General features: G+C 62.1%; 26 protein-coding genes and 1 tRNA gene. 19 read left to right on the forward strand and 8 right to left on the reverse strand.

What is annotated here, in order from left to right; genetic code table 11:
* Positions 1-9: 9 nt before the first annotated feature.
* The 3 genes from HFRIS_RS00905 (at position 10) to HFRIS_RS00915 (ending at position 3,658) form a co-directional block, all read left to right on the forward strand.
* Entirely contained in the window at positions 10-666 is a 657-nt protein-coding gene (locus tag HFRIS_RS00905; protein ID WP_006461313.1) for a response regulator, read from the forward strand.
* Positions 663-2,006: an ATP-binding protein gene (locus HFRIS_RS00910; RefSeq protein ID WP_006461314.1), complete on the forward strand. Its 1,344-nt coding sequence runs from the start codon at positions 663-665 to the stop codon at positions 2,004-2,006. Before HFRIS_RS00905 ends, HFRIS_RS00910 begins: the two co-directional genes overlap by 4 nt.
* Before the next feature lie 167 nt (positions 2,007-2,173).
* Positions 2,174-3,658: a DegQ family serine endoprotease gene (locus tag HFRIS_RS00915; protein WP_006461315.1), complete on the forward strand. Its 1,485-nt coding sequence runs from the start codon at positions 2,174-2,176 to the stop codon at positions 3,656-3,658.
* Between the two features lie 163 nt (positions 3,659-3,821).
* Here the strand turns inward: HFRIS_RS00915 and kefC are convergent, their stop codons facing one another.
* Positions 3,822-5,651: a glutathione-regulated potassium-efflux system protein KefC gene (kefC, locus tag HFRIS_RS00920; RefSeq protein WP_006461316.1), complete on the reverse strand. Its 1,830-nt coding sequence runs from the start codon at positions 5,649-5,651 to the stop codon at positions 3,822-3,824.
* Between the two features lie 54 nt (positions 5,652-5,705).
* The gene (gene kefF / locus HFRIS_RS00925; protein WP_006461317.1) at positions 5,706-6,227 is read right to left on the reverse strand and encodes a glutathione-regulated potassium-efflux system oxidoreductase KefF; all 522 of its coding nucleotides are present in this window, start codon (positions 6,225-6,227) and stop codon (positions 5,706-5,708) included.
* Positions 6,228-6,543: 316 nt separating this feature from the next.
* Between kefF and HFRIS_RS00930 the strand changes: the two genes are divergently transcribed.
* The 5 genes from HFRIS_RS00930 (at position 6,544) to HFRIS_RS00950 (ending at position 10,389) form a co-directional block, all read left to right on the forward strand.
* Positions 6,544-7,737 (forward strand): gamma-glutamyl-gamma-aminobutyrate hydrolase, encoded by a 1,194-nt coding sequence (locus tag HFRIS_RS00930; protein WP_006461318.1) that lies wholly within the window; start codon positions 6,544-6,546, stop codon positions 7,735-7,737.
* 292 nt (positions 7,738-8,029) lie between these two features.
* The gene (locus HFRIS_RS00935; protein WP_006461319.1) at positions 8,030-8,338 is read left to right on the forward strand and encodes an ElaB/YgaM/YqjD family protein; all 309 of its coding nucleotides are present in this window, start codon (positions 8,030-8,032) and stop codon (positions 8,336-8,338) included.
* Positions 8,339-8,349: 11 nt separating this feature from the next.
* A complete protein-coding gene (locus HFRIS_RS00940) occupies positions 8,350-8,760 on the forward strand; it encodes a phage holin family protein (protein WP_006461320.1) in 411 nt (136 codons plus the stop codon).
* A gap of 30 nt (positions 8,761-8,790) precedes the next feature.
* On the forward strand, positions 8,791-9,219 hold the full coding sequence (locus HFRIS_RS00945) for a hypothetical protein (protein WP_039873896.1): 429 nt from the start codon (positions 8,791-8,793) through the stop codon (positions 9,217-9,219).
* Positions 9,220-9,663: 444 nt separating this feature from the next.
* Positions 9,664-10,389, forward strand: coding sequence for a YiaD family glycine zipper/OmpA-like lipoprotein (locus tag HFRIS_RS00950; RefSeq protein WP_006461322.1), 726 nt, complete (start codon positions 9,664-9,666; stop codon positions 10,387-10,389).
* A 147-nt stretch (positions 10,390-10,536) separates the two neighbouring features.
* On the opposite strand, the gene HFRIS_RS00955 is transcribed toward HFRIS_RS00950, so the two are convergent.
* Positions 10,537-11,097: a c-type cytochrome gene (locus HFRIS_RS00955; RefSeq protein WP_006461323.1), complete on the reverse strand. Its 561-nt coding sequence runs from the start codon at positions 11,095-11,097 to the stop codon at positions 10,537-10,539.
* Positions 11,098-11,330: 233 nt separating this feature from the next.
* Here HFRIS_RS00955 and HFRIS_RS00960 point away from each other — a divergent pair.
* Positions 11,331-11,406, forward strand: a tRNA-Arg gene (locus HFRIS_RS00960).
* A 296-nt stretch (positions 11,407-11,702) separates the two neighbouring features.
* Here HFRIS_RS00960 and rfbD read toward each other — a convergent pair.
* From rfbD to HFRIS_RS00985, 5 genes are all read right to left on the reverse strand, one after another.
* Entirely contained in the window at positions 11,703-12,623 is a 921-nt protein-coding gene (gene rfbD / locus HFRIS_RS00965; protein WP_006461324.1) for a dTDP-4-dehydrorhamnose reductase, read from the reverse strand.
* On the reverse strand, positions 12,620-13,165 hold the full coding sequence (gene rfbC / locus HFRIS_RS00970) for a dTDP-4-dehydrorhamnose 3,5-epimerase (protein WP_039873788.1): 546 nt from the start codon (positions 13,163-13,165) through the stop codon (positions 12,620-12,622). Before rfbC ends, rfbD begins: the two co-directional genes overlap by 4 nt.
* Before the next feature lie 22 nt (positions 13,166-13,187).
* Entirely contained in the window at positions 13,188-14,090 is a 903-nt protein-coding gene (gene rfbA, locus HFRIS_RS00975; protein ID WP_039873790.1) for a glucose-1-phosphate thymidylyltransferase RfbA, read from the reverse strand.
* Entirely contained in the window at positions 14,087-15,166 is a 1,080-nt protein-coding gene (rfbB, locus tag HFRIS_RS00980) for a dTDP-glucose 4,6-dehydratase (RefSeq protein ID WP_006461327.1), read from the reverse strand. Before rfbB ends, rfbA begins: the two co-directional genes overlap by 4 nt.
* A 227-nt stretch (positions 15,167-15,393) precedes the next feature.
* Entirely contained in the window at positions 15,394-16,179 is a 786-nt protein-coding gene (locus tag HFRIS_RS00985) for an alpha/beta fold hydrolase (RefSeq protein ID WP_006461328.1), read from the reverse strand.
* Between the two features lie 200 nt (positions 16,180-16,379).
* Here HFRIS_RS00985 and HFRIS_RS00990 point away from each other — a divergent pair, with 200 nt between their 5' ends.
* From HFRIS_RS00990 to HFRIS_RS01035, 10 genes are all read left to right on the forward strand, one after another.
* A complete protein-coding gene (locus HFRIS_RS00990; RefSeq protein ID WP_006461329.1) occupies positions 16,380-17,888 on the forward strand; it encodes an HD domain-containing phosphohydrolase in 1,509 nt (502 codons plus the stop codon).
* 592 nt (positions 17,889-18,480) lie between these two features.
* A complete protein-coding gene (locus HFRIS_RS00995; protein WP_006461330.1) occupies positions 18,481-18,825 on the forward strand; it encodes an ATP synthase subunit I in 345 nt (114 codons plus the stop codon).
* Positions 18,822-19,643 carry a F0F1 ATP synthase subunit A gene (gene atpB, locus HFRIS_RS01000; protein WP_006461331.1) on the forward strand — a complete coding sequence of 274 codons (822 nt, stop codon included), beginning with the start codon at positions 18,822-18,824 and terminating at the stop codon, positions 19,641-19,643. The genes HFRIS_RS00995 and atpB overlap by 4 nt, the downstream gene beginning before the upstream one ends.
* 76 nt (positions 19,644-19,719) lie before the next feature.
* Positions 19,720-19,965 (forward strand): F0F1 ATP synthase subunit C, encoded by a 246-nt coding sequence (gene atpE, locus HFRIS_RS01005; RefSeq protein WP_006461334.1) that lies wholly within the window; start codon positions 19,720-19,722, stop codon positions 19,963-19,965.
* Positions 19,966-20,039: 74 nt separating this feature from the next.
* The gene (locus HFRIS_RS01010) at positions 20,040-20,510 is read left to right on the forward strand and encodes a F0F1 ATP synthase subunit B (RefSeq protein WP_006461335.1); all 471 of its coding nucleotides are present in this window, start codon (positions 20,040-20,042) and stop codon (positions 20,508-20,510) included.
* Position 20,511: 1 nt separating this feature from the next.
* Positions 20,512-21,045 (forward strand): F0F1 ATP synthase subunit delta, encoded by a 534-nt coding sequence (locus tag HFRIS_RS01015; protein ID WP_006461336.1) that lies wholly within the window; start codon positions 20,512-20,514, stop codon positions 21,043-21,045.
* Positions 21,046-21,090: 45 nt separating this feature from the next.
* The gene (gene atpA, locus HFRIS_RS01020; protein WP_006461337.1) at positions 21,091-22,632 is read left to right on the forward strand and encodes a F0F1 ATP synthase subunit alpha; all 1,542 of its coding nucleotides are present in this window, start codon (positions 21,091-21,093) and stop codon (positions 22,630-22,632) included.
* Positions 22,633-22,662: 30 nt separating this feature from the next.
* Entirely contained in the window at positions 22,663-23,535 is an 873-nt protein-coding gene (atpG, locus tag HFRIS_RS01025) for a F0F1 ATP synthase subunit gamma (protein ID WP_006461338.1), read from the forward strand.
* Between the two features lie 57 nt (positions 23,536-23,592).
* Positions 23,593-24,993: a F0F1 ATP synthase subunit beta gene (gene atpD / locus HFRIS_RS01030; RefSeq protein WP_006461339.1), complete on the forward strand. Its 1,401-nt coding sequence runs from the start codon at positions 23,593-23,595 to the stop codon at positions 24,991-24,993.
* 116 nt (positions 24,994-25,109) lie between these two features.
* Positions 25,110-25,532: a F0F1 ATP synthase subunit epsilon gene (locus HFRIS_RS01035; RefSeq protein ID WP_006461340.1), complete on the forward strand. Its 423-nt coding sequence runs from the start codon at positions 25,110-25,112 to the stop codon at positions 25,530-25,532.
* Positions 25,533-25,753 lie beyond the last annotated feature (221 nt).

Here is a 25,753-nt window from a genome sequence, read left to right on the forward strand (position 1 = left end):
GCCTGCGACATGCGCGTATTGCTGGTGGAAGACGATCCCATGGTGGGCGAAGCCGTGCGCAAGGGTTTGCGCCAGGACGGTTTTGCCATCGACTGGGTGCAGGACGGCAAGTCGGCCGACGTTGCCCTGCGGACCGAGGATTACGCCATGTTGCTGCTGGACCTGGGCCTGCCGCAAAAGGATGGCCTGGCGGTGTTGCGCACGCTGCGCGAGCGCGGCAACGGCATCCCGGTGCTCATCACCACGGCGCGTGACGCGGTGGCCGACCGCGTGGCCGGGCTTGATGCCGGGGCCGACGATTACCTGATCAAGCCGTTCGACCTGGAAGAACTGTCGGCCCGTATGCGCGCCCTTTCGCGTCGCCAGGCGGGGCGGGCAGAGAGTCTGGTGCAGGTGCGCGAGGTGGTGTTGAATCCAGCCACCCACGAGGTCACCGTGGGCGGCAAGCCGGTCAACCTGTCGGCGCGTGAATTCACGCTGCTGCAGGCCTTCATGGATCGTCCCGGCGTGGTGCTGTCGCGGGCGCAGCTGGAAGAGAAACTCTACGGCTGGGACGACAGCATCGAGAGCAACGCCGTCGAAGTGCATATCCACGCGCTGCGCAAGAAGGTCGGCAGCGACTTCATCAAGAACGTGCGCGGCGTGGGTTACCTGGTGCCGGCATGAAATCGATCCGCAACAAGCTGTTGCTGTGGCTGGGACTGGGCCTGTTCTCCATCATCGTGCTGGCCGGGGTGGCGCTGTACTTCCAGGCGCGTGGCGAGGCCAACCAGATCTTTGATTACCAGATGCGCCAGATCGCGGCCTCGCTGCCGCGCCAGGCCTTCTCGCCGATCTCGCCGGGGCAGCAGTTCCCCGAGCTGGAGGACGAGATCATGATGCAGATCTGGGACAGTCGTGGCTCCGTCATCTACCACTCGCATGCCCGTGGCGCCATGCCGCGCCAGGCCGAACTGGGCTTTGCCAATGTGCGCGGGCCCAATGGCATGTGGCGCGTCTACAGCGCGCAGATCGGCAGTACCGTGGTGCAGGTGGCGCAGCCGCAGAGCGCACGCGACGAGATCGCCGCGCAGATGGCGGTCAAGACGGTGGTGCCCTTGCTGTTGCTGTTCCCCCTCATCGGGGTGTTGTCGTGGGTGGCAGTCAGTCGTGGTTTGGCGCCGGTGCGCAAGGCCGCCGCCGAAGTGGCCGCGCGCGACATGAATTCGCTGCAGCCCTTGTCGGACGTGGGCATGCCGCAGGAAATCCAGCCGCTCACGCATGCCTTGAATGACTTGCTGGCGCGCCTGAAGCATTCCACCGAAACCCAGCGCGCCTTCGTCGCCGACGCCGCCCATGAATTGCGCACGCCGCTGACCGCCCTGCGGCTGCAGGCGCAACTGGCCGAGCGTGCCAGCGATGAAGAGGAGCGCCGGACTGCTTTTGCGGACCTCAAGAGCGGCCTGGAGCGGACCTCCCACCTGCTGCACCAGTTGCTTACCCTGGCGCGCCAGGAACCCGATGCCATGGGCTTTGCGATGGTCGATCTGCGCGCGCTGCTGGCCACCGTGGTAGGTGACCTGTCGTCGGTGGCCGAGCATGGCGGCATCGATCTGGGGCTATCGGATACAGGTGATGATGGCCGGCCGCTGCAGGTGCAAGGCAATGCCGATGCCCTGCGCATTCTCTTCAACAATCTGGTGGACAACGCCTTGCGCTACACGCCCGCGGGCGGTGTGGTCGATGTCGGCGTCGATCTGTCCGTTGCCGGTCGTTGCACGGTCGTCATCCAGGACAGCGGACCGGGTATCGCCGAGAGCGAATTGCCGCGTGTCTTCGATCGGTTCTATCGCGCCCAGCGGCCACACGGTGCGCAGGAAGCCAGCAGCAATCGTGCCGCCTTCGGTAGCGGCCTGGGACTGGCCATCGTGCGCCAGATCGCCGACCTGCACCGCGTACCGGTGACCCTGGTCAATACCGGCAAGGGCTTGCAGGCCAGGGTCGACTTCGTCCTGCTGCCTGCCTAGGCGACGCCAGGCAGGCCACCTGCGAGGCAGGATGCTTCTTTTTTCTGCCTTAAGTCTGCCTTAATTTTCACTGCTTAATCTTCACTCCAACGGTTGAGGCAAGTGGGTCCCACAAGTGTGGTGAACCGGCCCGACCAACGATATCGCGTTCGATCAAGGAGAAGAAGATGAGCCGTCGCATTGTTTTTGTTCGTAACACTTTGGCCGTCATGATTGCCGCAGTGGTCGGCGGCAGCTATGTCTATTTTCGTGGCGCCGACCTGCCATCGGCGCAGGCGGCCGCGGTCAGTGCCCCGCTGGTGGCGGCCAGCCCCGCGTCCGCTGCCCCGGCCGGACCGGTGGTCGCGGCGGCCACCGATTTCTCGGGCATCGTGCAGCGCTACGGCCCGGCCGTGGTCAACATCAGCGTGACCGGCAAGGCACGCAAGGTGTCCGACGATGACGACAACGGTGTGGACCCCAATGACCCATTCTCCGAATTCTTCAAGCGTTTCGGGCCGCAGCTGCAGATGCCGCAGCAACCGCGAGTGATGCATGGTCTTGGTTCGGGTTTCATCATTTCGCCTGATGGTCTGATCCTGACTAATGCCCACGTGGTCGATGGTGCCCAGGAGGTGGTGGTCAAGCTGACCGACCGCCGCGAGTTCAAGGCCAAGGTGCTGGGCATCGACAAGCAGAGCGATATCGCCGTCATCCGCATCGATGCGAAGAACCTGCCGACGGTGCAGATCGGCGACCCGTCGCGGGTCAAGGTTGGACAACCGGTGCTGGCCATCGGCTCGCCCTACGGCTTCGACAATACCGCCACCGCCGGCATCATCAGCGCCAAGTCGCGCAGCCTGCCGGACGACAATTATGTTCCCTTCATCCAGACCGACGTCGCGGTCAACCCGGGTAACTCGGGTGGCCCGCTGTTCGATCTGAATGGCCAGGTGATCGGCATCAATTCGCAGATCTACAGCCAGACCGGTGGCTTCCAGGGCCTGTCGTTCTCGATCCCGATCGATGTGGCGATGAAGGTGGAGCAGCAGCTGGTCACGCATGGCAAGGTGACACGCGGCCGCCTCGGGGTGTCCGTGCAGGACCTGAACCAGGCGCTGTCGGATTCCTTCGGTCTGAAGAAGTCCGAGGGTGCCCTGATCAGCTCGGTGGAGAAGGGTAGCCCGGCCGACAAGGCGGGTCTGCAACCGGGCGACGTGATCCTGAGTTTCGATGGTCATGCCATTGATCACTCGGTGGATCTGCCCACGCTGGTGGCCGACGCCGCCCCGGGCAGCAGCAAGCCGATGGAAGTGATGCGGGCCGGCAAGGTGCGCACCCTCAATGTGACGGTGGGCGAGATGAAGCAGGCCAAGAACGATGCCAAGCCGGGCAAGAGCGATGACCAGGGACGCCTGGGGCTGGCGGTGCGTCCGCTGGACAAGGATGAGCAAGCTCAGCTCGGCGGTCAGAAGGGCTTGCTGGTAGAAGACGCCAGTGGACCTGCGGCGGTGGCCGGCATCCAGAGCGGAGACGTGATCCTGGCGCTCAATGGCACCCCGGTCACGAGCGTGCCCCAGTTGCGCAAGCTGGCTACCGAAGCCGGCAAGAATGTGGCGCTGCTGGTGGAGCGCGGCGACGAGAAGATCTTCGTGCCGCTGGCGCTGAATTGATATAAATGATTTGACGTTTTTGCAGTGGGTAGTACCGGTGAGCAGTCAGTAGTACGCAGTGAGTAGTTGTGAGTAGTGAGCAGTAGGTAGTCTTGTAGTAAGTGGTAAGCAGTAAGCAGTGAGGGATTTGGCCGGATGTGCGCAAGCGTGTCCGGCCCTTTTTTTATGGCGTGGGCGGTGCGGGGGGCTCCTGGCGCCACTGGTCGTGCGAGTGATCGCGCTCAAGCGCCTCGCGGTCGCCAGCGAACATGGCCTCCAGTTCCTCACGAGCCTGCACGGCCATCGATACCATCTGTGCCTGGTTCTTGTAGTGTGGGTAGAGCGCGTCCAGGGTCTTGAGATTATGGGCGCGGAATTTCATGGCGGCCTCGCGGGCGCGATAGGCGCCGAAGTCCAGCTGCTGCAGCACCTGCCGGCCCATGTGCAGGGCGCTCTCGAAGGTTTCGCGCTCCAGGACGGTCACGCCGCGATCCATCAGGTCGTAGAGATGGGTGACGTTGCGGGCACGGGCCGCGATCTGCAGGTGCGGGAATTCTTCGCGGACCTTGTCCACCATTTCCAGTGCGGCTTGCGCATCGTCGATGGCGATCACCAGTACCCGCGCCTTGTCGGCACCGGCGGTACGCAGCAGGTCGATGCGGGTGGCATCGCCGTAGAACACCTTGAAGCCGAACTTGCGCAGGAAATCGATCTGGTCCGGGTCATGGTCCAGCACGGTGGCGCCGATGCCATTGGCGGCCAGCAGGCGGCCGACGATCTGGCCGAAGCGACCGAAGCCGGCGATGATGACCTGATGGTCCTGCGGATCGATCTTGTCTTCCGGACGGCGCTTGCCGCCTTCCAGCCAGCGTACCAGCAGGCGGTCGTGCACCAGGAGCATGAGCGGCGTGATCAGCATCGACAAGGCCACTACCACCACCAGCATGGAAGAGATCTCGGGCGTGAGCACCTTGGCGGTGACCGCCGCGCCGAAGACGATGAAGGCGAATTCCCCACCCTGGGACAGCAGGAAGGCGAAGAACAATTGCTGTCCGCGTGGAATGCCGAAGCAGCGGCCGAGGACCCACATCACACTGGTCTTGATGGCCAGAAAGCCGAGCACCATGCCGATGATGCGCCAGGGCTGCGCGAGGAACACGCCGAAGTCCACCGACATGCCCACGGCGATGAAGAACAGGCCCAGCAGCAGGCCCTTGAAGGGTTCCAGGTCGCTTTCGAGCGCGTGACGGTATTCGGAATCGGCCAGCAGCACGCCGGCCAGGAAGGTCCCCAGTGCCATCGACATGCCTACCGACTGCATCAGCAGGCAGGTGGCGATCACCAGCAGCAGGGCGAAGGCGGTGAAGATTTCGCGCATGTCGGTCTTGGCGATGATGCGCAGGATGGGGCGGATCAGCACGCGCCCACCGAAGATCAGCAGGGCGATCACCAGGGCCACCTGGCCAGCATGCAACCAGCCCTGGCCGCTGCCCTGGCTGGCCGCCACGCCCAGGAGGGGAACGGCGGCCATCATCGGGATGGCGGCGATGTCCTGGAACAGCAGGATGGAAAAGCCGGCGGCGCCGGCCGGGGTGGCGGTGAGCTTGCGTTCGCCCAGCGTGGCCAGTGCGATGGCGGTGGAAGAGAGCGACATCCCCAGCGCGGCGATCAGGCCGATGCGCCAGGGTACGCCGGCTGCCAGGGCCGCCGCGAAGAGGGCCAGCGAGACACTGGCGACCTGCACGCTGCCCCAGCCGAAGATGGAGCGGCGCAAGGCCCACAGGCGCTTGGGATCGAGTTCCAGGCCGATCAGGAACAGCAGCAGCACCACGCCGAACTCGGAAAATTCGAGGATGTGCTTGACCTCGGTGATCAGCCCCAGTCCCCAGGGGCCGATGACGATGCCGGCCAGCAGGTAGCCCAGCACGGCGCCCAGACCCAGGCGCTTGGCGATGGGTACGGCGGCCACCGCGGCGAGCAGATAAACCAGGGCGATGAGCAGTTGTTCATCCATGGGAGCGTCCAGTTTTCAGAAAGGGGGTCGGGTGCGGAGGGCGGGTGCGGCGCATCATGCCTGCAAGCCCTCCAGATAGCGTTCTACGTGGTGCTGGAATTGCACCGGTGGGATATGGTGGGCGCTGTGCAGGATCAGCGGTTCCACCCATTGCATGCCGCACAGGCGGGCGGTCTGCTGGTAAGGCGGGAGGAAGTCCTCGAAGCGGTGGCCGTGGCGGCCGTCACTGCTGTAGGAGGCGGTCTCGCCGCCGGTGGAGGCCACCAGCCAGAATCGCTTGCCCTGCAGCGCGTGACCATCGTGGCCGAAGGCCCAGCCACGTGCGAGCACGCGGTCCAGCCATTCCTTCTGCAGCGCCGGCATGCTGTACCAGTGGATGGGATGCTGCATCACGATCAGTTCGGCCTCGCTCAACAGTTGCTGTTCGTGCGCGATGTCGATGTGGAAGTCGGGGTAATGCTCATAGAGATCGTGGACCCGTACCTCGGGTAACCGGGCAGCGGCTTCCAGCATGAGGCGGTTGGTGCGCGAAAGCTCGGCAGCGGGATGGGCGTAGAGGATCAGGACCTTGGACATGGTGGCGGAGCTGGACGGTTGATCTGGCCGGGCCTGGCAGATCCGGTGAAATTGGCCGGAACATGCATGGCCTTTGTGTTGTCTGCCAGTACGAGGGAAAGGAGTGTGCCATGAAAGCGGGAGCGGCGGCTTGTATGAAACTGCTTGCCAGCACCCGCTGCTGCAGGCACAGCCGCCTTGCCGGGCGACAGGTGTCCAAAGCCGGGCAATGCGCTTATACTCAGCCACTCCCCGGGTCCTCTGTCGTAGATTGTCGCCATGCGCGTGGCCCATGAAGCGCGCGGCAGTTCATCCATCCAGATCACTTATTGCAGCCATGTCCGACATCCAAGATTCCGAAGCCAACCTGCCGCCCGACCGCACCCCGGGTACGGCCGCGGCCAAGCCTGTCTCCGCCGACGCCTCCGGGGCGCCGGCCGCCTCCCAGAATCCTGCCGGGACGCCGCCGGTAGCGGGCCCCACCGTGAGCGTTGCCGCCAGCCCCGTGGTCCAGCCCGTAGTGCCTACGCCGGTCGATCCTGCTGCTGCCGCCGCCGCTTCCGTGCAGCCTGGACCTGGTGCCCAGCCTGCAGCGGAAGCGACCCAGGCACAGGCGCAGCAAACTCCGCAGCAAAGTCCCTATTCCTCCTTGCCCCCGCCGCCCCATCATGCCGGCGACGCGCCTTGGGCGCAGACCTGGCGTTTCCTCACGGCGCGCCTGCGCCAGCTGTCAGACAAGGCCGGTCGCCGGGTCATGCAGAGGACGTTGAAGATCGGCGTGTCAGCCCGTATCTTCCATCCGGAAAGCGGTGCCAAGGGCCTGCGCAGCAAGACCCTGCAATATCTGGAGGAATCGATCGCGCAGTGGGTCATGTCGCGCGATGTGCTGGTCTTCATGATCCCGACCGTCAATACCAATGGCCTGGTCCACCCCAGCAATATCCGCCTGCGGGACTATGCCAAGCACCTCGATGGGCTGGTCTTGCAGGGTGGCGCCGACGTCTCGCCGCAGAGCTATGCCCAGGCTGCCACGCGCCCGGAGTGGAGCGGTGACCGGGTGCGCGACATGTACGAACTGGAGCTGCTGCACGAGTTCATCGAGGCGGGCAAGCCGGTGCTGGGGATCTGCCGCGGCTGCCAGCTGATCAACGTGGCCTTTGGCGGCACGCTGTATCAGGACATCGCTACCGATGTGCCGACCGCCATCCTGCACGTCAATGACCAGTACGACAGCAATTATCACGCGCTGCATTTCCCCCAGGGCTCGTCGTTGGCAGGGATGGTCAAGACCGAGAATGCCATCGTCAACTCGATTCACCACCAGGCGGTACGTGACCTCGGGCGCGACCTGTCGGTGGAAGCGGTATCGGGCCCGGACCAGATCGTGGAGGCTATCCGCTATCGCAAGGCGCCGTTCGTGATGGGCCTGCAGTGGCACCCGGAATTCCACCGCGCCGGTGGAGCCGAGCTGCTGGATTGCACCCCCATCCTTGACAGTTTCCTGCGTGCCGCGCGGGAAACCCGCTTCTGATGGTCGGCCGGTTCTGGTTCTGATGGCCTCTCGACACGCCCTGTGGCGGGAGAAACCGCCGGAACCTAACGTCCACCGCATCATCGAACCAGTTTGCGCTGGCGCAAGCCTGCTCCAATGCATGTGCAGCAGGCTGGCAAGGCGCTATCCGCCAGGGAGCGGACTCTGTAGAATCAAAAGCTCGTCGCAACGCAGCAAACCTGCTCGCCTCAGCCTGGACATGGGGCGAGTGGCGAAAGGGATGCGACGACTTGCTAGTCTTTTCCATAACCGGCAAAAAAGGAGAATTTAAATGCCTCAATCCCCCGCACTGAAGACCGTCCGCAACGACATGAAGACCCTGGTCAAGGACGCCCAGGCATTGTTCGCCGAGGCCGCTGCTGCCACCGGTGAAAAGGCAGACGAATTGCGCGCCAAGGGCCTGACCCTGCTGGAAGCTGCTGCCGAAGCGGCCCAGGGCGCACAGGCTGCCGCCATCGAGAAGGGCAAGGAAGTGGTTGCCAAGACCGACGACTATGTCCACGAAAATCCGTGGCGCGCCGTGGCCATTTCGGCCGGGCTGGGCCTGCTGGTGGGCCTGGTCATCGGTCGTAGCAAGTAAGCGCCGCGCCGATGGCGACGCCCCACAAGGAAAGTCCGGCGGCTTCCACCGCCCAGGCCGCCCACCCCGGATTGACGGCGGGGCTCCTGGGCCTGGCCAAGAACCTGCTCGGCCTGATCATCAGCCGTATCGAGCTGGCATCGCTGGAGATGTCCGAAATCGGTGCCAACCTGCTGCGCTTTGCTGTCATCTTCGTGCTGGCGGCGGTGGGCTTGTGGTTTGCCATCGCCTTCTGGTCGGTGCTGATCGTGATGCTGGCCTGGGACGCCTGGGGCTGGAAGATCCTGGCCCTGCTGGGCGCCTTTTTCACTGCGGCGACGGTCGGGCTGGTGTGGTACGCCCGCTCGGTGCTGCAGCAGGGCAAGCTTTCGCTGCCGCAGACCATGACCGAGCTGCGCAAGGATCGTGATGCACTGTTGTAGGTGCAACTTTTCCATCAGAACGAGGACAGCATGACAGACCTGGATCACGGCATGACCCATGAGGAGCGCAAGCGCAAGGTACTGGCGCAGGGTGCGCTGTATCGGCTGGGTGTGATGGAGTCGCGTGAGGTGGTGCGCGAAAATCTCAGCGCCGAGTCGCTGGCCAAGGGGGCCTTGAGCCGCGTTGGCCATTTTGCCGCTTCGCTGTTTGGCGGCGGCAAGACGGTGCAGTCGATCAAGTCGATCAGCAGCGGCGGGCTGGGCAGCCTGAATCTGCAGACGGTGACGCCATTGCTGATGACAGGTGCTTCGCTGCTGTCGCGTCGCTGGCTGCGCAAGCCGCTGATGATGGGAGGCGTCATCGCCGCCGTGGGTGGGCTGGCCTATTATTTCAGCCAGCGCGGCGGGTCGGGCGGCAACGGGACGGTGGAACTGGAAGGACCGTCCCAGCCTGACTAGTTCTGCTTGGTTCTGTTTGCACCGGCCGTTTCACCCAAAGGCATCCGTTCATCCGGATGCCTTTGTAATTTGGCGGGTGCATCTCCCGAGCAGGAACATATCGGGCCGGCGAATGCTCTGAGGAAGACCGGCCGATGGCCCGGACAACAAGACTAGGGCCTGTTCACATTTAATCTGCGAGATGCGTTGGCGCCAGAAGGCGTGGTGGCAAGGCGCGCGTCAGGGCTGGTGGTGGTGCCACCAGTCCTGACGTGCAACGCCGCCAGCGCGCCTTCTGGCGCCAACCCTCCGGGAGAGGCCGCCAAGCGTCGCCTGCCGTTGTTGCAGCTCCTTGCCGTAGGACCACTACGGCGCGTCGCTGCGCCTAGGCAGTCAACGCTTGGCGACCTCTCGCACTCGTAGATTAAATGTGAACAGGCCCTAAAAGACAAGAAAGGACATGACATGAAGAAACTCTCCATTGCGGCGATCGCCGGTGTGCTGGCGCTCTCCGGCTGCGCCGACATGAGCCCGACGCAACGTGGCACGGCTACCGGTGCAGGTATCGGCGCCGGCCTGGGTGGCATCATCGGCGCAGCCACCGGTGGTGGTGGCGGCGGACGCGCCCTGGGTGGTGCGGCCATTGGTGGCGCCATCGGCGCGGTAGCGGGCAACATCTGGTCCAACCGTATGGAAAACCAGAAGCGCGCCATGGAACAGGCAACCCAGGGCACTGGCGTGCAGGTCACCCAGACTGCGGACAACCGCCTGAAGCTGGAAATCCCGAGTGACATCTCCTTTGATACGGGTCGTGCCGACATCAAGCCCGAGATGCGTCCGGTGCTGGATCGCTTCGCCGCCACGCTGGTGGAAAATCCGGCGACCACGGTCACCATCGTTGGCCACACCGACAACACCGGCAGTGATGCCATCAACGACCCGCTGTCGCAACAGCGTGCAGCCCGTACCCGCGACTACCTGAGCTCGCGCGGCGTAGCGGCCAATCGTTTCGTGATCATGGGTCGTGGTTCACATGAGCCGCTGGTGCCCAACAATTCGGATGCCAACCGCGCCAAGAACCGCCGCGTGGAAATCTTCGTGGCCGAGCAACAGGCTGCAGCACCCGCCCAGCAAGCTCCGGCAGGCTATGCGCCGGGTGGCTATCCCCCGCCGCCTCCGCCGCGTTATTGAGCTTGAGATGACCAGCCGGAAGGTGCCATGCGCACCACCGGCAACTGGCGCCTTGGCAGCATGACAGGGCGGCCGCAAATGAAAAATCCCCGAATTCGATTCGGGGATTTTTTTTGCGGACGCATGATTTCCGGCGGGATGCAGGTCTTACTTGGCAGGTGCGTCTGCAGCGGGTGCGGCACCTTCAGCGGCGGCGGGCGCCTTTGCTTCCGGTTCCTTGAACTTGCCACCGGACTGGTTGGCCATGTAGGCCACGGTACGCTGGATTTCCACATCGTCCAGGTCCGGATTGCCACCCTTGGCGGGCATGGCGCGCAGACCGTTGATGGCGTGCGTGACCAGGGTGTCATAGCCTTGTGCGATCCGGGCTTGCCAGGAAGCGGCATCGCCCACCTTGGGGGCACCTGCCACGCCGGCGCCATGGCAGGCGGCACAGGTGGTCTTGTAGACTTCTTCGCCCGAAAGCAGTTGCTTGGGGCCGTTGGCATCGCGGAAAGTGAAGCCGTCATCGGAGACGGGCTTGATGCGCGCCGCGATCATCTCGGGCGTCTGACTGTCGGAGCCGGCACCGGTCTTCTGGCCGTTGGTCACGTACTGCACCAGTAGCACGATGCACACGATGGGGACCATAAAACCCGCGACTACCGCTGCGATCAATTGCTTGGGAGTCTTGATTGCCGACTCGTGTTCATGCTGAGCTGAGCTCATTGGCGTCCCTCCGTAATGTTTCCTCGAAATTGGGGCGGAAAACGTCGGTTCCCTTTGTATCGCCTGGCATTGCGTGGAACTAGGATCAGGCAGGGCTTTCATTGCGCTCTCTCGCCGAACTCTTGATTATAGTCACAATGCTTTCCGTTTGACACGGAAAAACCGCCAGTGCCATGGACGTCCAGAGGGAAAGGGGGTATCCTTCAGGCCTTTCCGGGGTTCGCCCCGTCAGCGCGGCTGTAGCTCAGTGGATAGAGTATTGGCCTCCGAAGCCAAGGGTCGTGGGTTCGATCCCCGCCAGCCGCGCCACTTTCCCCCCCTTCGCCGTCACCTGCCCGCCGCCCTGTGCCCTGCAATGTAGGGCCGTCCTGTCCGGAAGCGCCTTCAGCCAGTCTGGAAAAGGATTGGTCATTCCGGCAAAGCAGACACCCACGCGATACAAAATTATCAAAACTGCAACGTATTCTGCTGGGAAATATTATCCTTTGCTTATACGGCAAATACTTTGCGCGATATCAATGTCCAGCCGGCGCAGGTCGACATTGTGAGATGTTTGATATGTCTCTCAGCCTGCAGGCTGCGGATGCGCCGCACGGCATTGACGCTTAGTCTTGTCCCATTTCTTGTTTCATTTCGCGCAGACACTCATCCAGCGCCTGGTCCCAGTCGGGAAGGGTGATGCCGAAAACGCGCGTGAGCTTGTCCGTGCACAAGCGAGAATTGCTCGGACGTTGCGCCGGCGTCGGATACGCCGCACTGGAAATGGGTGCCACCTCGGCGGGCGATAGCTGTGCTTGCAGGCCCATGGCAGGCATGGCTTCCACAATGCGGCAGGCGTACTGCTGCCAGTTGGTGGCGCCGCGCGAGCTGAGGTGATACACGCCGCGGGTGTGTTGCATGCGAGCGTGCAGCGCCATCCTGCCGTCGTCCCCCAGCATGCGCGCTACGACGTCCGCTATTGTGCGAGCCCAGGTCGGCGCTCCCCACTGGTCGGCAACGATGTTCAACTGCCTGCGCTGCTGCGCAAGTTGCAGGATGGTGTTCAGGAAATTGCGGCCGTGGGCAGAATAGACCCAGCTCGTTCGCAGTATCCAGGCGGCATCGCACTCTTCCAGTACGGCGATCTCACCATCCCGCTTGCTGCGACCGTAGATGTTCAGTGGTGCCGTCAGGTCATCTTCCCGGTAGGGTTCAGACTGCATGCCATCAAACACATAATCGGTCGAGAAGTGAATCAGCCCTATACCGTGGTGCCGGGCCGCGCGCGCCAGTACCCGGGGGGCGACGGCGTTGATGGCAATGGCCACCGCAGGTTCGCTTTCGGCCTTGTCGACAGCAGTGTAGGCCGCCGGATTGATGATCAGGTCGGGCCGGGTCCGGTCCACGTAGCGGAGGACGGCCGCACTGTCTTCAAGATTCAGCTCAGAGCGTGTGGGAGTGAATAATTCTTCGCCATGCAGTCGTTGCGCCAACGCTTGGCCCACCTGCCCCGATGCGCCAGTGAGCAGGATGCGCAAGCGCTTCATTCGAACACCGCGGCCTGCGCCAGCGGAATCCCGTTTCTATCCTTGTCGGACAGGATGGGTTCCCCTTGCAGTTGCCAATCGATAGCCAACGCCGGGTCATTCCAGAGAATGGTGTGTTCCTGTTCCGGCACCCAGTAATCGGTGGTCTTGTAAAGGCATTCGGTCTCATCTTCCAGGACCGAGAATCCATGCGCGAATCCCGCCGGCAGCCAGAGTTGCAGCTTGTTGCTTGCGCTCAGCACCTGGCTGAACCACTGACCGAAAGTAGGCGAACTGCGACGGATATCAAGCACTACATCCAGCACTGCACCCCGGGTGACCCGCACCAGCTTGCCCTGTGCCTGCGGGAGCTGGTAGTGCAGACCGCGCACGACGCCGCGCGCGGAGAGGGAGTGGTTATCCTGTACGAAACGGACATCGGCCCCGGTCCGTGCGCGGAAGTCGTGCTCGTTGAAGCTTTCGTAGAAGAAGCCGCGACTGTCGCTGAAGACCTGGGGTCGGATCAGCATCAGGCCCGCTAGGGGAGTGGGGGTGACCAGCATGGAATGGTAGCCGCGATGGCAGTTAATAACTCATTTCGGTCAGCAGCTGAAGCAGATACTTGCCATAGGCATTGTTCTTCAACGGCTCGGCAAGCCTCTCCAGCTGGAGGGCATCGATATAGCCTCGACGATAGGCGATCTCTTCCGGGCAGGCGACTTTCAGGCCCTGACGCTTCTCGATGGTGGCGATGAACTGGCCTGCATCCAGCAGCGATTCATGGGTGCCGGTATCGAGCCAGGCGATGCCGCGTCCCATCAGTTCCACATGCAATTGCCCACTTGCCAGGTAGCTGCGGTTGATATCGGTGATTTCCAGCTCCCCACGTGCCGAGGGGCGGATGGTGCGGGCAATGTCGACCACCTGGTTGTCGTAGAAGTAGAGGCCGGTCACTGCGAAATTGGATTTCGGCTGCGCCGGTTTTTCTTCGATGCCGATTACCCGGCGTGACGGGTCGAATTCGACCACACCGTAGCGTTCCGGATCCTGTACATGGTAGGCAAAGATGGTCGCGCCATCGGTGCGGGCATTGGCCTGGCGCATCGGCGGTTCCAGGTCGCGTCCGTAGAATATGTTGTCTCCCAGAATGAGCGCACAAGGATCATTGCCGATGAAATCCTGGCCGATCAGGAAAGCCTGCGCCAGTCCGTCGGGCGAGGCCTGTACCGCATAGCGGATCTGCAGGCCCCATTGCTGGCCGTCTCCCAGCAGTTCGGCAAAGCGCGGCGTATCGCGCGGAGTGGAAATGAGCAGGATATCTCGGATGCCGGCCAGCATCAGGCTCGATAGCGGGTAGTACACCATCGGCTTGTCGTAGATCGGCATGAGCTGTTTGGAGGCAACCTGGGTGGCCGGGTAAAGCCGCGTGCCAGAGCCTCCGGCGAGGATGATGCCCTTGCGGCGCACCGGCGGGGTCGTATCGCTCATATCAGTGCTCCCGGTGGATGATCGCCGTATTGCTGCCGCAGCCAGTTCAGGTAATCGCCCGAGCGCACCTGGCGTACCCATTCACCATGCGCCAGATACCACTGCACCGTTTTGCGGATGCCGGTCTCGAAGGATTCCGCAGGTTGCCAGCCCAGTTCGCATTTGATCTTTCCGGCGTCGATGGCATAGCGACGATCATGTCCGGGCCGGTCCTTGACGAAGGTGATCAGGTCGCGATAGCTGCCCTGCGGTCGCGCCGCCAGTTCATCCAGGATATCGCAGAGGGTGTGCACCACGTGCAGATTGGTATGTTCGTTGCCCCCACCGATGTTGTAAGTCCCGCCTACCGTACCGTTGGCCAGAACTGTTCGCAATGCGGCACAGTGATCGGTCACGAACAGCCAGTCCCGGATCTGCATGCCGTCGCCGTAGACAGGAAGGGGATTTCCCGCGAGAGCGTTGGAAATGACCAGCGGGATCAGCTTTTCCGGGAAGTGAAAGGGACCGTAGTTGTTGGAGCAGTTGGTGGTCAGTGTCGGCAAGCCATAGGTTTGATGATAGGCCCGCACCAGATGGTCGGATGCCGCCTTGGAAGCCGAGTAGAGACTATTGGGCGCATACGGTGAAGCTTCCGTAAATGGCGCATCTTCCGGCGCCAGGCTGCCATAGACTTCATCGGTGGAGATGTGCAGGAAGCGGAAGTCCGTTTTTTCCGGACCCGGCAGCGTCAGCCAATACTGCAACGCCCTGTTGAGCAGATTGAAGGTGCCATTGACGTTGGTACGGATGAACTCGTCGGGACTGCGGATGGAACGATCGACGTGGCTTTCGGCGGCGAAGTGAATGATCGCGCGTGGGCGGTAACGCGAGAGCAAGGTAGCTATCGCTGTCTCATCGCAGATGTCGGCTTGCACGAAGGCATAGCGCGTATCTTTCTCGACCGCATCCAGGTTATAGGGATTGCCGGCGTAGGTCAGCTTGTCGATGTTGAGCACGGGTTCGGCCGTGCTCTGCGTCAACCAGTCGAGGATGAAGTTGCTGCCGATGAAGCCGGCACCGCCAGTGATGAAAATCATGGGGCGGCCCGGTTCAGCAGGGTTGACGGCGGCAGACCACCTGCAGGTTGACGAGGGTAATCATGCTGGTCCTGTTGATTGGTGCGGGATAGCGCGATTATGTCAGAGTCGCAGGCCGGTTCGCAGCATTTGGACGCAATCGCCCGCCGGCTCGGTCTGCATGCGCTGAAATCCGGCAAGGCAGCCGGTGTGCCCCTGCCCCGGCCGAAGCAGCCGGGGCAGCCTGCTTACTTGGTGGCCGCCACGGCATCCAGGATCACCTTGGCCACGTCGGCCGGACGCGATTGCTGCGGCACATGGCTGGTCGGCAGTTCGGTGGTCTTGGCGTTGATCTGCTTGGCGAAGGCGCGTTCCAGGTCGGGCTGGATCATGCGGTCGTTCTTGCTGACGATGTACCAGCTGGGACGGGTCTTCCAGGCGGCGGTCTCGACCTTGTCGCCGAAGGCTTTCAGGGTGATCGGACCTTGGGTCGCGGCCATCACGGCAGCCTGCTTGGCCGGCACATCCTGGGCAAAGTCAGCGGCCAGAGCGGCCGGCGGCAAGCTGGCGAAGCCGGCCTTGTCCACGGACAGCTTGGCAATGCCCGGGGGAACCGGCAGGTCCTTGCCCAGATCGCCCGTGGCCTGGCCGGCGTCCGGTGCGAAGGCGGCCACATACACCAGGCTGGCGACCTTGTCATTGTTGCCGGCCTCGGTGATTACGGTGCCGCCCCAGGAGTGGCCGACCAGCACCACCTTGCCCGGTTGGTTGTCGATGGCGCGCTTGGCTGCAGCCACGTCGTCGGCCAGCGAGGTCAGCGGATTCTGCACGGCAGTGACCTTGATACCCTTGGCTTGCAGCAGCGGGATCACCTTGGCCCAGTCGGAGCCGTCGGCGAAGGCGCCGTGGACGATCACCACCGATGGCTTTTCGGCAGGTTCGGCAGCCATGGCGCTGCTGCCGGTGAAGGCGGCGGCGACGGCGAGCATGCCGAGGCCGGTCTTGAGGCTGAAGAGGCGGGAAGTTGCTTTCATGGTGTTCTCCTTGGGAAGGTGGTTGGGGTGTTCGTTTAGTGAGGCCAGTATAGGAATGCGCTCCGGCCACCGGTATCGGTCAATTGACCGACCCGGGGTGGCAGCGGGTGTGCGCGGCGATAGTGGCCCCTCATGCCGGCCCTGCCCATTAACCGAAGAGTTGATTGCCTCACGCTCGGAGTTGCCGCTACAGTGTCGGGATGCTTCCCGACGTCATTTCATCCGGCAGTGCCGCGCCTGCCCCAGCCAGCGATCTGGCTGCCTCCGATCCGCTTGCCTGCGGTGTTCCGATGATTTCCGCCGAGGTGGCAGTGCATGTCCTGGCGCTGGTGGGTGATCTCAGCATGGGGCAGCCCCCCGCCCAGTCGCAGCGGGCCGCACGGTTGGCGGCCCAGGTGGCACAGCTGGACGGCGCCGGTGCGCAAGACATCCTGCATGCGCGCCTGGTGGCCTTGCTGCGCTGGTCGGGCTGCACCGCCAATGCCGCAGGTTTCGCCAACCTGCTGGGCGACGACGTTGGTGGTCGGGAGGCCATGCTGCGTCATGGCTTGCCGCCAGACCATCCGCTGACCTTTTCCAATATCGAACCGCTGGCGCGCATCCATTGCGAGGTCGCCGGCGATGTGGCCGGCATGCTGGGCCTGCCGCCCGCGGTGGAGGCCGGACTGCGCCATGTCTGGGAGCACTTCGACGGCAGCGGGGCGCCACAACAACTGAGCGGCGACCAGGTGCCGGCGCTGGTGTATTACACCAGCCTGGCGGGCGACCTCGACATCCTGGGCCGCACGCACGGTACCGACAGTGCCATCCGCATGGTGCTTGCCTCCGGCGGCATCAAATACCCGGCACCGTTGGCAGAACGCGTGGCAGCGCAGGCCGGCGCATGGCTGGCTGCTCTGGACGGGCAGGACACGCTGGCATCCTCTGGTGAGCTGCCCGCCCATGAGGTGCCGCTGAGCATCGTGGCGGACTTGATCGAACTGAAGCTGCCCTGGTTGACAGGTTATTCGCGTCGCGTCAGCGAACTGGCGGCGCGGGCTGCCGCGCTGGCGGGTCTGCCACCCTTGCAACAGCGAGGGCTGGTGCGTGCCGCCTTGCTCCACGGCATCGGTCGGGTTTCCGTTTCCAACACCATCTGGGAGCGCGCGGGGCGTCCTGGCGTGGACGACTGGGAGCGCATCCGCCTGGCACCCTACTGGACGGCGCGCGCCGGCGCATTGATTCCGGCCCTGCGCGAGCACACGGCCCTGGCCTCCCAACTCTATGAGCGCCTGGATGGCACGGGCTATTTCCGCGGGTTGGACCGCGATACCCTCGGCCAACCCGCGCGCCTGCTGGCGGTGGCTGCCGCCCACGCCGCGCTCTGCGCCCGCCGCCCATGGCGGGCCGCGTTGACCATGGGCGAGGCTGCCGACCTGCTCACTCAGCAGGCGGCGGACGGCCTGTTCGACGCCGATGCCGTGCGCTGGGTACTCGCTGCCGCCGCCGGCAATTCCTTGCCTGCGCCAGTCCGCAAAGGGTTGCTGTCGGAACGCGAGGTCGAGGTGTTGCGGCGCATCAGCCTTGGTGAAAGCAACAAGGAAGCCGCCCGGGTGATGCAGATCAGCCCGTCCACGGTGCGTACCCACGTGGAGAGCATTTTCCGCAAGCTGCATTGTTCTACGCGGGCTGCAGCCACACTCAAGGGCCTGAACCTGGGCCTGATCTGAAGACCGTATTTCTACTGCATGCCAGGCGGGCCGATCCTGCCCGTCGCGGTCCGGGCTCACGTTTCTTGAGTTGCTTCGCTGTGCTGCAACATATGACCTCGAACGCGAGCTTGGTCGTCTGACAACTTCCAACTTCCTGACAAAATGTCAGTACAATCGCCGCTCGATTGCGAGCGCCCGGCTAATTTCCGTAAATCATTGAATTTGCGGGATATTTTTCTGGCCCTGCAGGACATTTTTGATTAAATTGGGCGCTGTTCGCAAAACCGGCGCCGTTTTTGGCCTTTTGTGCATTCTTGCCAGCAATTTCAGTGCAGCTTGTGCAAACCTGAACAAACAGTCAGCAGGGGAGAACCCGCTCCGCGCGAAAAGAGGATGGCTGCCATGCATGGATCAGCAATCGTTCTTGTTGCAGTGCAAAAAATCGAAGTGGCTGCCTTTTTGCCACAACTCGCCGCGAAGTGCCCCAGATAAGGCCCCGATCTGGCCGCAAAAGGTTTGACTTACCGGAAAACGAACCTTTATAATCGCCGGGCTTTTAGGCTGCCGTCTGCCCTTAAGGGGTGCGGCGCATGCACGATATTGGATAGATATGCTGCGCATCATTCTCTTGCAGCTCGTAACCACGGTCGTCGCTGCTTTGGTCGCAGGTATGTTGGGTGGACTTTCGGCGCTTTGGTCTGCTCTGCTGGGCGGGATTTGCTGTGTCGTCCCCAACGCCCTGTTTGCCCTGCGACTCCATGTCAGTGCACAGAAACCCGGTGGTACCAACCCGATGGCCTTTTTCTTCGGGGAATTTATCAAGATTGCTACGACGTTTGCGCTCATGGGCGCGACCGTTTGGTTGTACCACGGTGTCAATTGGCTCGCATTTCTGCTGAGCTTCATCGTGGTGCTTAAGAGTTATTTCATTTTACTGTTTAGACACCGACCATGACCGTAGAAGCCGCTGAGCACGCGCCGACAGCCTCTGAATATATTGTCCACCACCTCGGACACCTTTCCACCCATCACCAGACCAAGATCGTCGATTTCTCGATCCTGAACGTGGACACCATTTTCTGGTCCGTGTTCTGCGGCGTGATTGCCTGCTTCTTCATGTTCCTGGCCGCCCGCAAGGCGACCTCGGGCGTGCCGGGCCGCTTCCAGGCCTTCGTCGAGATGGTCGTGGAAATGGTCGAAGACCAGTCCAAGGCCATCGTGCATGGCGACCGCACCTTCATCGCTCCGGTGGCACTGACCGTGTTCGTCTGGGTTGCCCTGATGAACTCGCTGGACTTCCTGCCGGTGGACCTGGCCTCCGGCATCCTGGGCCTGTTCGGCCTGGGTGAAATGCACCACCGCATCGTTCCGACCGCCGACCTCAACGGCACCCTGGGCATCGCCCTGGGCGTGCTGGCCCTGATGCTGTATTACAGCGTCAAGATCAAGGGTGCCGGTGGCTTCATCCACGAACTGTTCGCAGCACCGTTCGGCATCTACCTGGCGCCGTTCAACCTGCTGCTGAACATCATCGAATTCGCCGCCAAGACCGTGTCCCTGGGCATGCGACTGTTCGGCAACATGTATGCAGGCGAACTGTTGTTCCTGCTGATCGCATTGCTGGGATCGACCGCGACCGCATTCGGCTTCATCGGCCATGTGATCGCCGGTTCTATCTGGGCAATTTTCCACATCCTGATCGTGTTGCTCCAAGCATTCATCTTCATGATGTTGACACTGGTTTACCTGGGCCAGGCGCACGAAGCGCACTAACACAAGGCTTGCAGTACCTGTTTTTCAGTTTGTTTTTTTGGTTTTGTATTTAATTAACTTTTCTTAAGGAATTGTCATGACTGATGTCTCTTTCGTTGCTCTGGCTTGCGGTTTGATCATTGGCCTGGGTGCTATCGGCGCTTGTATCGGTATCGCGATCATGGGCGGTAAGTACCTCGAAGCATCCGCACGTCAGCCTGAACTGATGAACACCCTGCAAACCAAGATGTTCCTGCTGGCCGGCCTGATCGACGCCGCCTTCCTGATCGGCGTTGGTATCGCCATGCTGTTCGCATTCGCAAATCCGTTCATCGCCAAGTAATTCGCGCTTCATAGCCGATTCTCATCTGCCGGACGATTGGTTCCGGCACTCGTTATTCTGAGAAGGAAATTACCGTGAACTTAAATGCAACATTGATTGCGCAGTTCGTGGTCTTCTTCATCCTCGCCGGCTTCACGATGAAATTCGTGTGGCCGCCGTTGATCAAGGCGCTCGACGAACGCGCCAAGAAGATTGCGGACGGGCTGGCAGCCGCTGACCGCGGTAAGGCCGATCTGGCCGCCGCCGAAAAGCGCATCCAGGGCGAACTGGCATCGGCACGTGATGAAGGCCAGAAGCGTATCGGCGAAGCCGAAAAGCGCGCTCAGCTGATCATCGAAGAAGCGAAGAAGACGGCCGCTGAAGAAGCAGCCCGCATCGTCGCCGCTGCGCGTGCCGACGCCCAACAGCAAGTGAACCAGGCGCGTGAAGAACTGCGCGGCCAGGTCGCAACGCTCGCCGTCAAGGGCGCGGAACACATCCTCAAGCGCGAAGTGAATGCTGCGGCCCACGCCGACTTGCTGAATCAACTGAAGACAGAGCTGTAATATGGCCGAACTCGCAACGATCGCTCGTCCTTACGCTGAAGCCTTGTTCCGTGTGGCCAAGGCAGGCAGCCTGGCGGCCTGGTCCGATCTCGTCGACGAGATGGCCCAGGTGGCAGCGCATCCTGAGGTGCAGGCCCTGGCGCAGAACCCTTCCGTATCCCATGACAAGCTGGCTGACGTCTTTGCTGCCGCCTTGAAGACCCCGCTGTCCATCGAGGCGCAGAACTTCGTCAAGACGCTGGCTGACAATGGTCGTCTGGTGCTGCTGCCGGAAATCGCCCAACAATTCCATGCGCTCAAGAACGCATCGGAAGGTTCGGCCGATGCCAACATCGTCAGCGCCTTCGAGCTCAGCGATGCCCAGGTCAAGGATGTGGTCTCGGCACTGGAGAAGAAGTTCGGCCGCAAGCTGAACCCTTCGGTGACGGTGGACAGCAGCCTGATCGGTGGTGTGCGCGTTGTGGTCGGCGATGAAGTGTTCGATACCTCCGTGCGCGCGAAGCTGCAGCAGCTGCAAGCTGCTCTGGCCGCGTAAGTGCCTCTGGCTGGCTAAGCGAAAGAACAATTTTTAGGAGTTAGTATGCAACTCAACGCATCTGAAATCAGCGAGCTGATCAAGAGCCGGATCCAAGGCCTTGGCGATACCGCTGAGATTCGCAATCAGGGCACGGTCATTTCCGTGTCCGACGGTATCTGCCGTATCCATGGTCTGTCCGACGTGATGCAAGGTGAGATGCTGGAATTCCCGGGCAACACCTTCGGCCTGGCGCTGAACCTGGAGCGTGACTCGGTGGGCGCCGTTATCCTGGGCGAATACGAACACATTTCCGAAGGCGACGTTGTCAAGTGCACCGGCCGCATCCTGGAAGTGCCCATCGGTCCTGAACTGAAGGGCCGCGTGGTCAACGCACTGGGCCAGCCGATCGACGGCAAGGGTCCGATCAACGCCAAGCTGACCGCCCCGATCGAAAAGATCGCTCCGGGCGTGATCGCGCGTCAGTCCGTGTCGCAACCGATGCAGACCGGCCTGAAGTCGATCGACTCCATGGTGCCCGTCGGCCGTGGCCAGCGCGAGCTGATCATCGGTGACCGCCAGACCGGCAAGACCGCTGTCGCGATCGACGCCATCATCAATCAAAAGGGTCAGAACATGACCTGCATCTACGTCGCGATCGGCCAGAAGGCTTCGTCGGTCAAGAACGTGGTGCGCGCACTGGAAGCGCACGGCGCGATGGAATACACCATCGTCGTGGCCGCTACCGCCTCCGAATCGGCTGCGATGCAATACGTGTCGGCCTACTCGGGTTGCGCCATGGGCGAATACTTCCGCGACCGCGGTCAAGATGCCCTGATCGTCTATGACGACCTGTCCAAGCAAGCCGTGGCCTACCGTCAGGTGTCGCTGCTGCTGCGCCGTCCGCCGGGCCGTGAAGCCTATCCTGGCGACGTGTTCTACCTGCACAGCCGCCTGCTGGAACGTGCTGCCCGCGTGAACGCCGACTACGTCGAGAAGTTCACCAACGGTGAAGTCAAGGGCCAGACCGGTTCCCTGACCGCACTGCCGATCATCGAAACCCAGGCGGGTGACGTGTCGGCCTTCGTTCCGACCAACGTGATCTCGATCACCGACGGCCAGATCTTCCTGGAAACCTCGCTGTTCAACGCCGGTATCCGTCCTGCGATCAACGCCGGTATCTCGGTGTCGCGCGTCGGTGGTGCTGCCCAGACCAAGGTCATCAAGAATCTGTCCGGCGGTATCCGTACCGACCTGGCACAGTACCGTGAACTGGCTGCCTTCGCGCAGTTCGCTTCTGACCTGGACGAAGCCACCCGCAAGCAGCTGGACCGCGGTGCACGTGTGACCGAACTGCTGAAGCAGGCTCAGTACACCCCGCAATCGATCTCGATCATGGCCGTGACCCTGTTCGCCGTCAACAAGGGCTACATGGACGACGTCGAAGTGAAGAAGATACTGGCCTTCGAAGCCGGTCTGCACAACTTCATGAAGACCAGCCACGCTGACCTGTTGAAGAAGATCGAAGACACCAAGCAACTGGATAAGGATGCTGAAGCAGCCCTGGCGGCCGCCATCGCTGACTTCAAGAAATCCGGCGCGTACTAATTTTTACTGAAGCTATAAGGAGTCTTACTCATGGCTACAGGTAAAGAGATACGTGGCAAGATCAAGAGCGTAGAAAATACGAAGAAGATCACCAAGGCGATGGAAATGGTCGCTGCATCCAAAATGCGCAAGGCGCAGGACCGGATGCACGCAGCCCGCCCGTACAGCGACAAGATCCGCAACATTGCGGCCAACCTGTCGCAGGCCAATCCGGAGTACGTGCACCCGTTCATGGTCCAGCAGGAGTCGGCCAAGCGCGTTGGTTTCATCGTCGTCACGACCGACAAGGGTCTGTGCGGCGGCATGAACACCAACTCGCTGCGTCTGTTGACCACCAAGTTCCGTGAACTGGAAGGCCAAGGCAAGTCCATCGAGACCGTCGCCATCGGCAACAAGGGTCTGGGTTTTCTGAATCGTATCGGCGCCCGCGTGGCCGCCAACGTGACGCAACTGGGCGATACGCCTCACCTGGAAAAGCTGATCGGCCCCGTCAAGGTGCTGCTCGACGCTTACCAGGAAGGCAAGCTGGACGCGGTGTACCTGGTGTACACCAAGTTCATCAACACGATGAAGCAGGAAGCCACCCTGCAGCAGCTGCTGCCGCTGACCAGCGACAAGCTCAAGGCTGACGAGGGTGCGCACTCCTGGGACTACATCTATGAGCCCGATGTGCAATCCGTGGTGGACGAGCTGCTGGTGCGTTACGTCGAAGCACTGATCTATCAGGCCGTCGCCGAGAACATGGCGTCCGAGCAATCGGCGCGCATGGTGGCGATGAAGGCAGCGAGCGACAACGCCGGTAGCGTGATCGGCGAGTTGAAGTTGGTCTACAACAAGACTCGTCAGGCCGCGATTACCAAGGAACTGTCGGAAATCGTCGCCGGTGCGGCCGCAGTTGGCTGATCAGCTAACGTAGCGCAGCGAAACAGAATTTAAATTTTATCTATTGAAGGAACGAAAATGGCTGATGGCAAAATCGTTCAGTGTATCGGCGCTGTGGTGGACGTGGAGTTTCCCCGCGATGCGATGCCCAAGGTTTACGATGCCTTGAAATTGGAAGGTTCGGATCTGACCCTGGAAGTCCAGCAGCAGCTGGGTGACGGCGTGGTTCGTACCATTGCGCTCGGTTCGTCGGACGGTCTGCGCCGCGGCCTGACCATCTCGAACACCGGCAAGGCAATCACGGTGCCGGTCGGCACTGCGACCCTGGGTCGCATCATGGACGTGCTGGGCAACCCGATCGATGAATGCGGTCCTGTCTCGCACGAGCAAACCGCTTCGATCCACCGCAAGGCACCTGCATACGACGAACTGTCGCCGTCGCAAGAGCTGCTGGAAACCGGCATCAAGGTGATTGACCTGGTCTGCCCGTTCGCCAAGGGTGGTAAGGTCGGTCTGTTCGGTGGCGCCGGTGTCGGCAAGACCGTGAACATGATGGAACTGATCAACAACATCGCCAAGGCGCACAGCGGTCTGTCCGTGTTCGCCGGTGTTGGTGAGCGTACCCGTGAAGGTAACGACTTCTATCACGAGATGGCAGAAGCCAAGGTGGTGGACCTGGAAAACCCGGCCAACTCCAAGGTGGCCATGGTCTACGGTCAGATGAACGAACCGCCGGGCAACCGTCTGCGCGTGGCGCTGACCGGCCTGACCATCGCCGAAGGCTTCCGTGATGAAGGCAAGGACGTTCTGTTCTTCGTCGACAACATCTACCGTTACACCCTGGCCGGTACCGAAGTGTCCGCGCTGCTGGGTCGTATGCCGTCCGCCGTGGGCTACCAGCCGACGCTGGCCGAAGAAATGGGCCGTCTGCAAGAGCGCATCACCTCGACCAAGACCGGCTCGATCACCTCGATCCAGGCCGTCTACGTCCCTGCGGATGACTTGACCGACCCGTCGCCGGCAACCACCTTCGCCCACTTGGACTCGACCGTCGTTCTGTCCCGTGACATCGCCTCGCTGGGTATCTACCCCGCCGTCGATCCGCTGGACTCGACCTCGCGCCAGCTGGACCCGCAAGTGGTCGGCCAGGAACACTACGAGACCGCCCGCGCGGTCCAGGGTACCCTGCAGCGCTACAAGGAACTGCGTGACATCATCGCGATTCTGGGCATGGACGAACTGGCTCCGGAAGACAAGCTGCTGGTGGCACGTGCACGTAAGATGCAACGTTTCCTGTCGCAGCCCTTCCACGTCGCCGAAGTGTTCACCGGGTCCCCGGGCAAGTACGTTTCGCTGAAGGACACGATCAAGGGCTTCAAGATGATCGCCAGCGGCGAACTGGACCACCTGCCGGAACAAGCGTTCTACATGGTCGGTACCATCGAAGAAGCAATCGAAAAAGCCAAGAAGATCAACTAAGACTGACCGGCTCCGGCCGGTTCCGCTGTTTGGCGGGGCAGGCAGGGCAGGGAAGCATTCTTTGATTTTCGGCGCCGCCACCCTTCACGGTGGCGGTCCATCGACTAGGAAACGACATGGCACATACTATTCACGTGGACGTGGTCTCGGCGGAAGAGGAAATCTTCTCCGGCGAGGCGGAATTCGTCGCGTTGCCGGGCGAAGCGGGTGAGCTGGGTATCTACCCACGTCACACCCCGCTGATCACGCGCATCAAGCCAGGTGCTGTCCGTATCAAGGTGTCGGGTCAGGCGCACGAGGAATTCGTGTTCGTGGCCGGTGGCCTGCTGGAAGTGCAGCCGGACGCCGTGACCGTGCTGGCCGACACCGCGATCCGTGGTGCCGACCTGGACGAAGCCAAGGCCGCCGAAGCCAAGCGTCTGGCCGAGGAAGCGCTGGTCAATCGCGACTCCAAGATCGACCACGCCGCAGCCCAGGCCGAACTGGCCGCCGCAGTGGCACAGCTGGCTGCGATCCAGAAGTTGCGTCAGAAGCGCTGATCACTCGGCGTGTCCCCGCACAGCGGGGACGAATGCAGTAAATCGAAAGGCAGCCTCGGCTGCCTTTTTTCATGCTCATCCATGCTCGTCGCGAATCGGTCGCCGTACGCTGTACTGCATCTTGCGGCGCAAGCCGACCTTTCCCGTCCCAGACGTACCTCCTTCTGGCTGCCTTACTTAACCTGTATCAAGCTGCCTGGCGGCACGCCTGCCGTCATGCT

This window comes from Herbaspirillum frisingense GSF30 (assembly GCF_000300975.2).
Taxonomy (GTDB): Bacteria; Pseudomonadota; Gammaproteobacteria; order Burkholderiales; family Burkholderiaceae_D; genus Herbaspirillum; species Herbaspirillum frisingense.

Bases quoted from the DNA above. Each gene is read 5' to 3' on its own strand.
- HFRIS_RS00905 (WP_006461313.1), top strand. From the start codon at position 10: ATGCGCGTATTGCTGGTGGAAGACGATCCCATGGTGGGCGAAGCCGTG.
- HFRIS_RS00910 (WP_006461314.1), top strand. From the start codon at position 663: ATGAAATCGATCCGCAACAAGCTGTTGCTGTGGCTGGGACTGGGCCTG.
- HFRIS_RS00915 (WP_006461315.1), top strand. From the start codon at position 2,174: ATGAGCCGTCGCATTGTTTTTGTTCGTAACACTTTGGCCGTCATGATT.
- kefC (WP_006461316.1), bottom strand. From the start codon at position 5,651: ATGGATGAACAACTGCTCATCGCCCTGGTTTATCTGCTCGCCGCGGTG.
- kefF (WP_006461317.1), bottom strand. From the start codon at position 6,227: ATGTCCAAGGTCCTGATCCTCTACGCCCATCCCGCTGCCGAGCTTTCG.
- HFRIS_RS00930 (WP_006461318.1), top strand. From the start codon at position 6,544: ATGTCCGACATCCAAGATTCCGAAGCCAACCTGCCGCCCGACCGCACC.
- HFRIS_RS00935 (WP_006461319.1), top strand. From the start codon at position 8,030: ATGCCTCAATCCCCCGCACTGAAGACCGTCCGCAACGACATGAAGACC.
- HFRIS_RS00940 (WP_006461320.1), top strand. From the start codon at position 8,350: ATGGCGACGCCCCACAAGGAAAGTCCGGCGGCTTCCACCGCCCAGGCC.
- HFRIS_RS00945 (WP_039873896.1), top strand. From the start codon at position 8,791: ATGACAGACCTGGATCACGGCATGACCCATGAGGAGCGCAAGCGCAAG.
- HFRIS_RS00950 (WP_006461322.1), top strand. From the start codon at position 9,664: ATGAAGAAACTCTCCATTGCGGCGATCGCCGGTGTGCTGGCGCTCTCC.
- HFRIS_RS00955 (WP_006461323.1), bottom strand. From the start codon at position 11,097: ATGAGCTCAGCTCAGCATGAACACGAGTCGGCAATCAAGACTCCCAAG.
- rfbD (WP_006461324.1), bottom strand. From the start codon at position 12,623: ATGAAGCGCTTGCGCATCCTGCTCACTGGCGCATCGGGGCAGGTGGGC.
- rfbC (WP_039873788.1), bottom strand. From the start codon at position 13,165: ATGCTGGTCACCCCCACTCCCCTAGCGGGCCTGATGCTGATCCGACCC.
- rfbA (WP_039873790.1), bottom strand. From the start codon at position 14,090: ATGAGCGATACGACCCCGCCGGTGCGCCGCAAGGGCATCATCCTCGCC.
- rfbB (WP_006461327.1), bottom strand. From the start codon at position 15,166: ATGATTTTCATCACTGGCGGTGCCGGCTTCATCGGCAGCAACTTCATC.
- HFRIS_RS00985 (WP_006461328.1), bottom strand. From the start codon at position 16,179: ATGAAAGCAACTTCCCGCCTCTTCAGCCTCAAGACCGGCCTCGGCATG.
- HFRIS_RS00990 (WP_006461329.1), top strand. From the start codon at position 16,380: ATGCTTCCCGACGTCATTTCATCCGGCAGTGCCGCGCCTGCCCCAGCC.
- HFRIS_RS00995 (WP_006461330.1), top strand. From the start codon at position 18,481: ATGCTGCGCATCATTCTCTTGCAGCTCGTAACCACGGTCGTCGCTGCT.
- atpB (WP_006461331.1), top strand. From the start codon at position 18,822: ATGACCGTAGAAGCCGCTGAGCACGCGCCGACAGCCTCTGAATATATT.
- atpE (WP_006461334.1), top strand. From the start codon at position 19,720: ATGACTGATGTCTCTTTCGTTGCTCTGGCTTGCGGTTTGATCATTGGC.
- HFRIS_RS01015 (WP_006461336.1), top strand. From the start codon at position 20,512: ATGGCCGAACTCGCAACGATCGCTCGTCCTTACGCTGAAGCCTTGTTC.
- atpA (WP_006461337.1), top strand. From the start codon at position 21,091: ATGCAACTCAACGCATCTGAAATCAGCGAGCTGATCAAGAGCCGGATC.
- atpG (WP_006461338.1), top strand. From the start codon at position 22,663: ATGGCTACAGGTAAAGAGATACGTGGCAAGATCAAGAGCGTAGAAAAT.
- atpD (WP_006461339.1), top strand. From the start codon at position 23,593: ATGGCTGATGGCAAAATCGTTCAGTGTATCGGCGCTGTGGTGGACGTG.
- HFRIS_RS01035 (WP_006461340.1), top strand. From the start codon at position 25,110: ATGGCACATACTATTCACGTGGACGTGGTCTCGGCGGAAGAGGAAATC.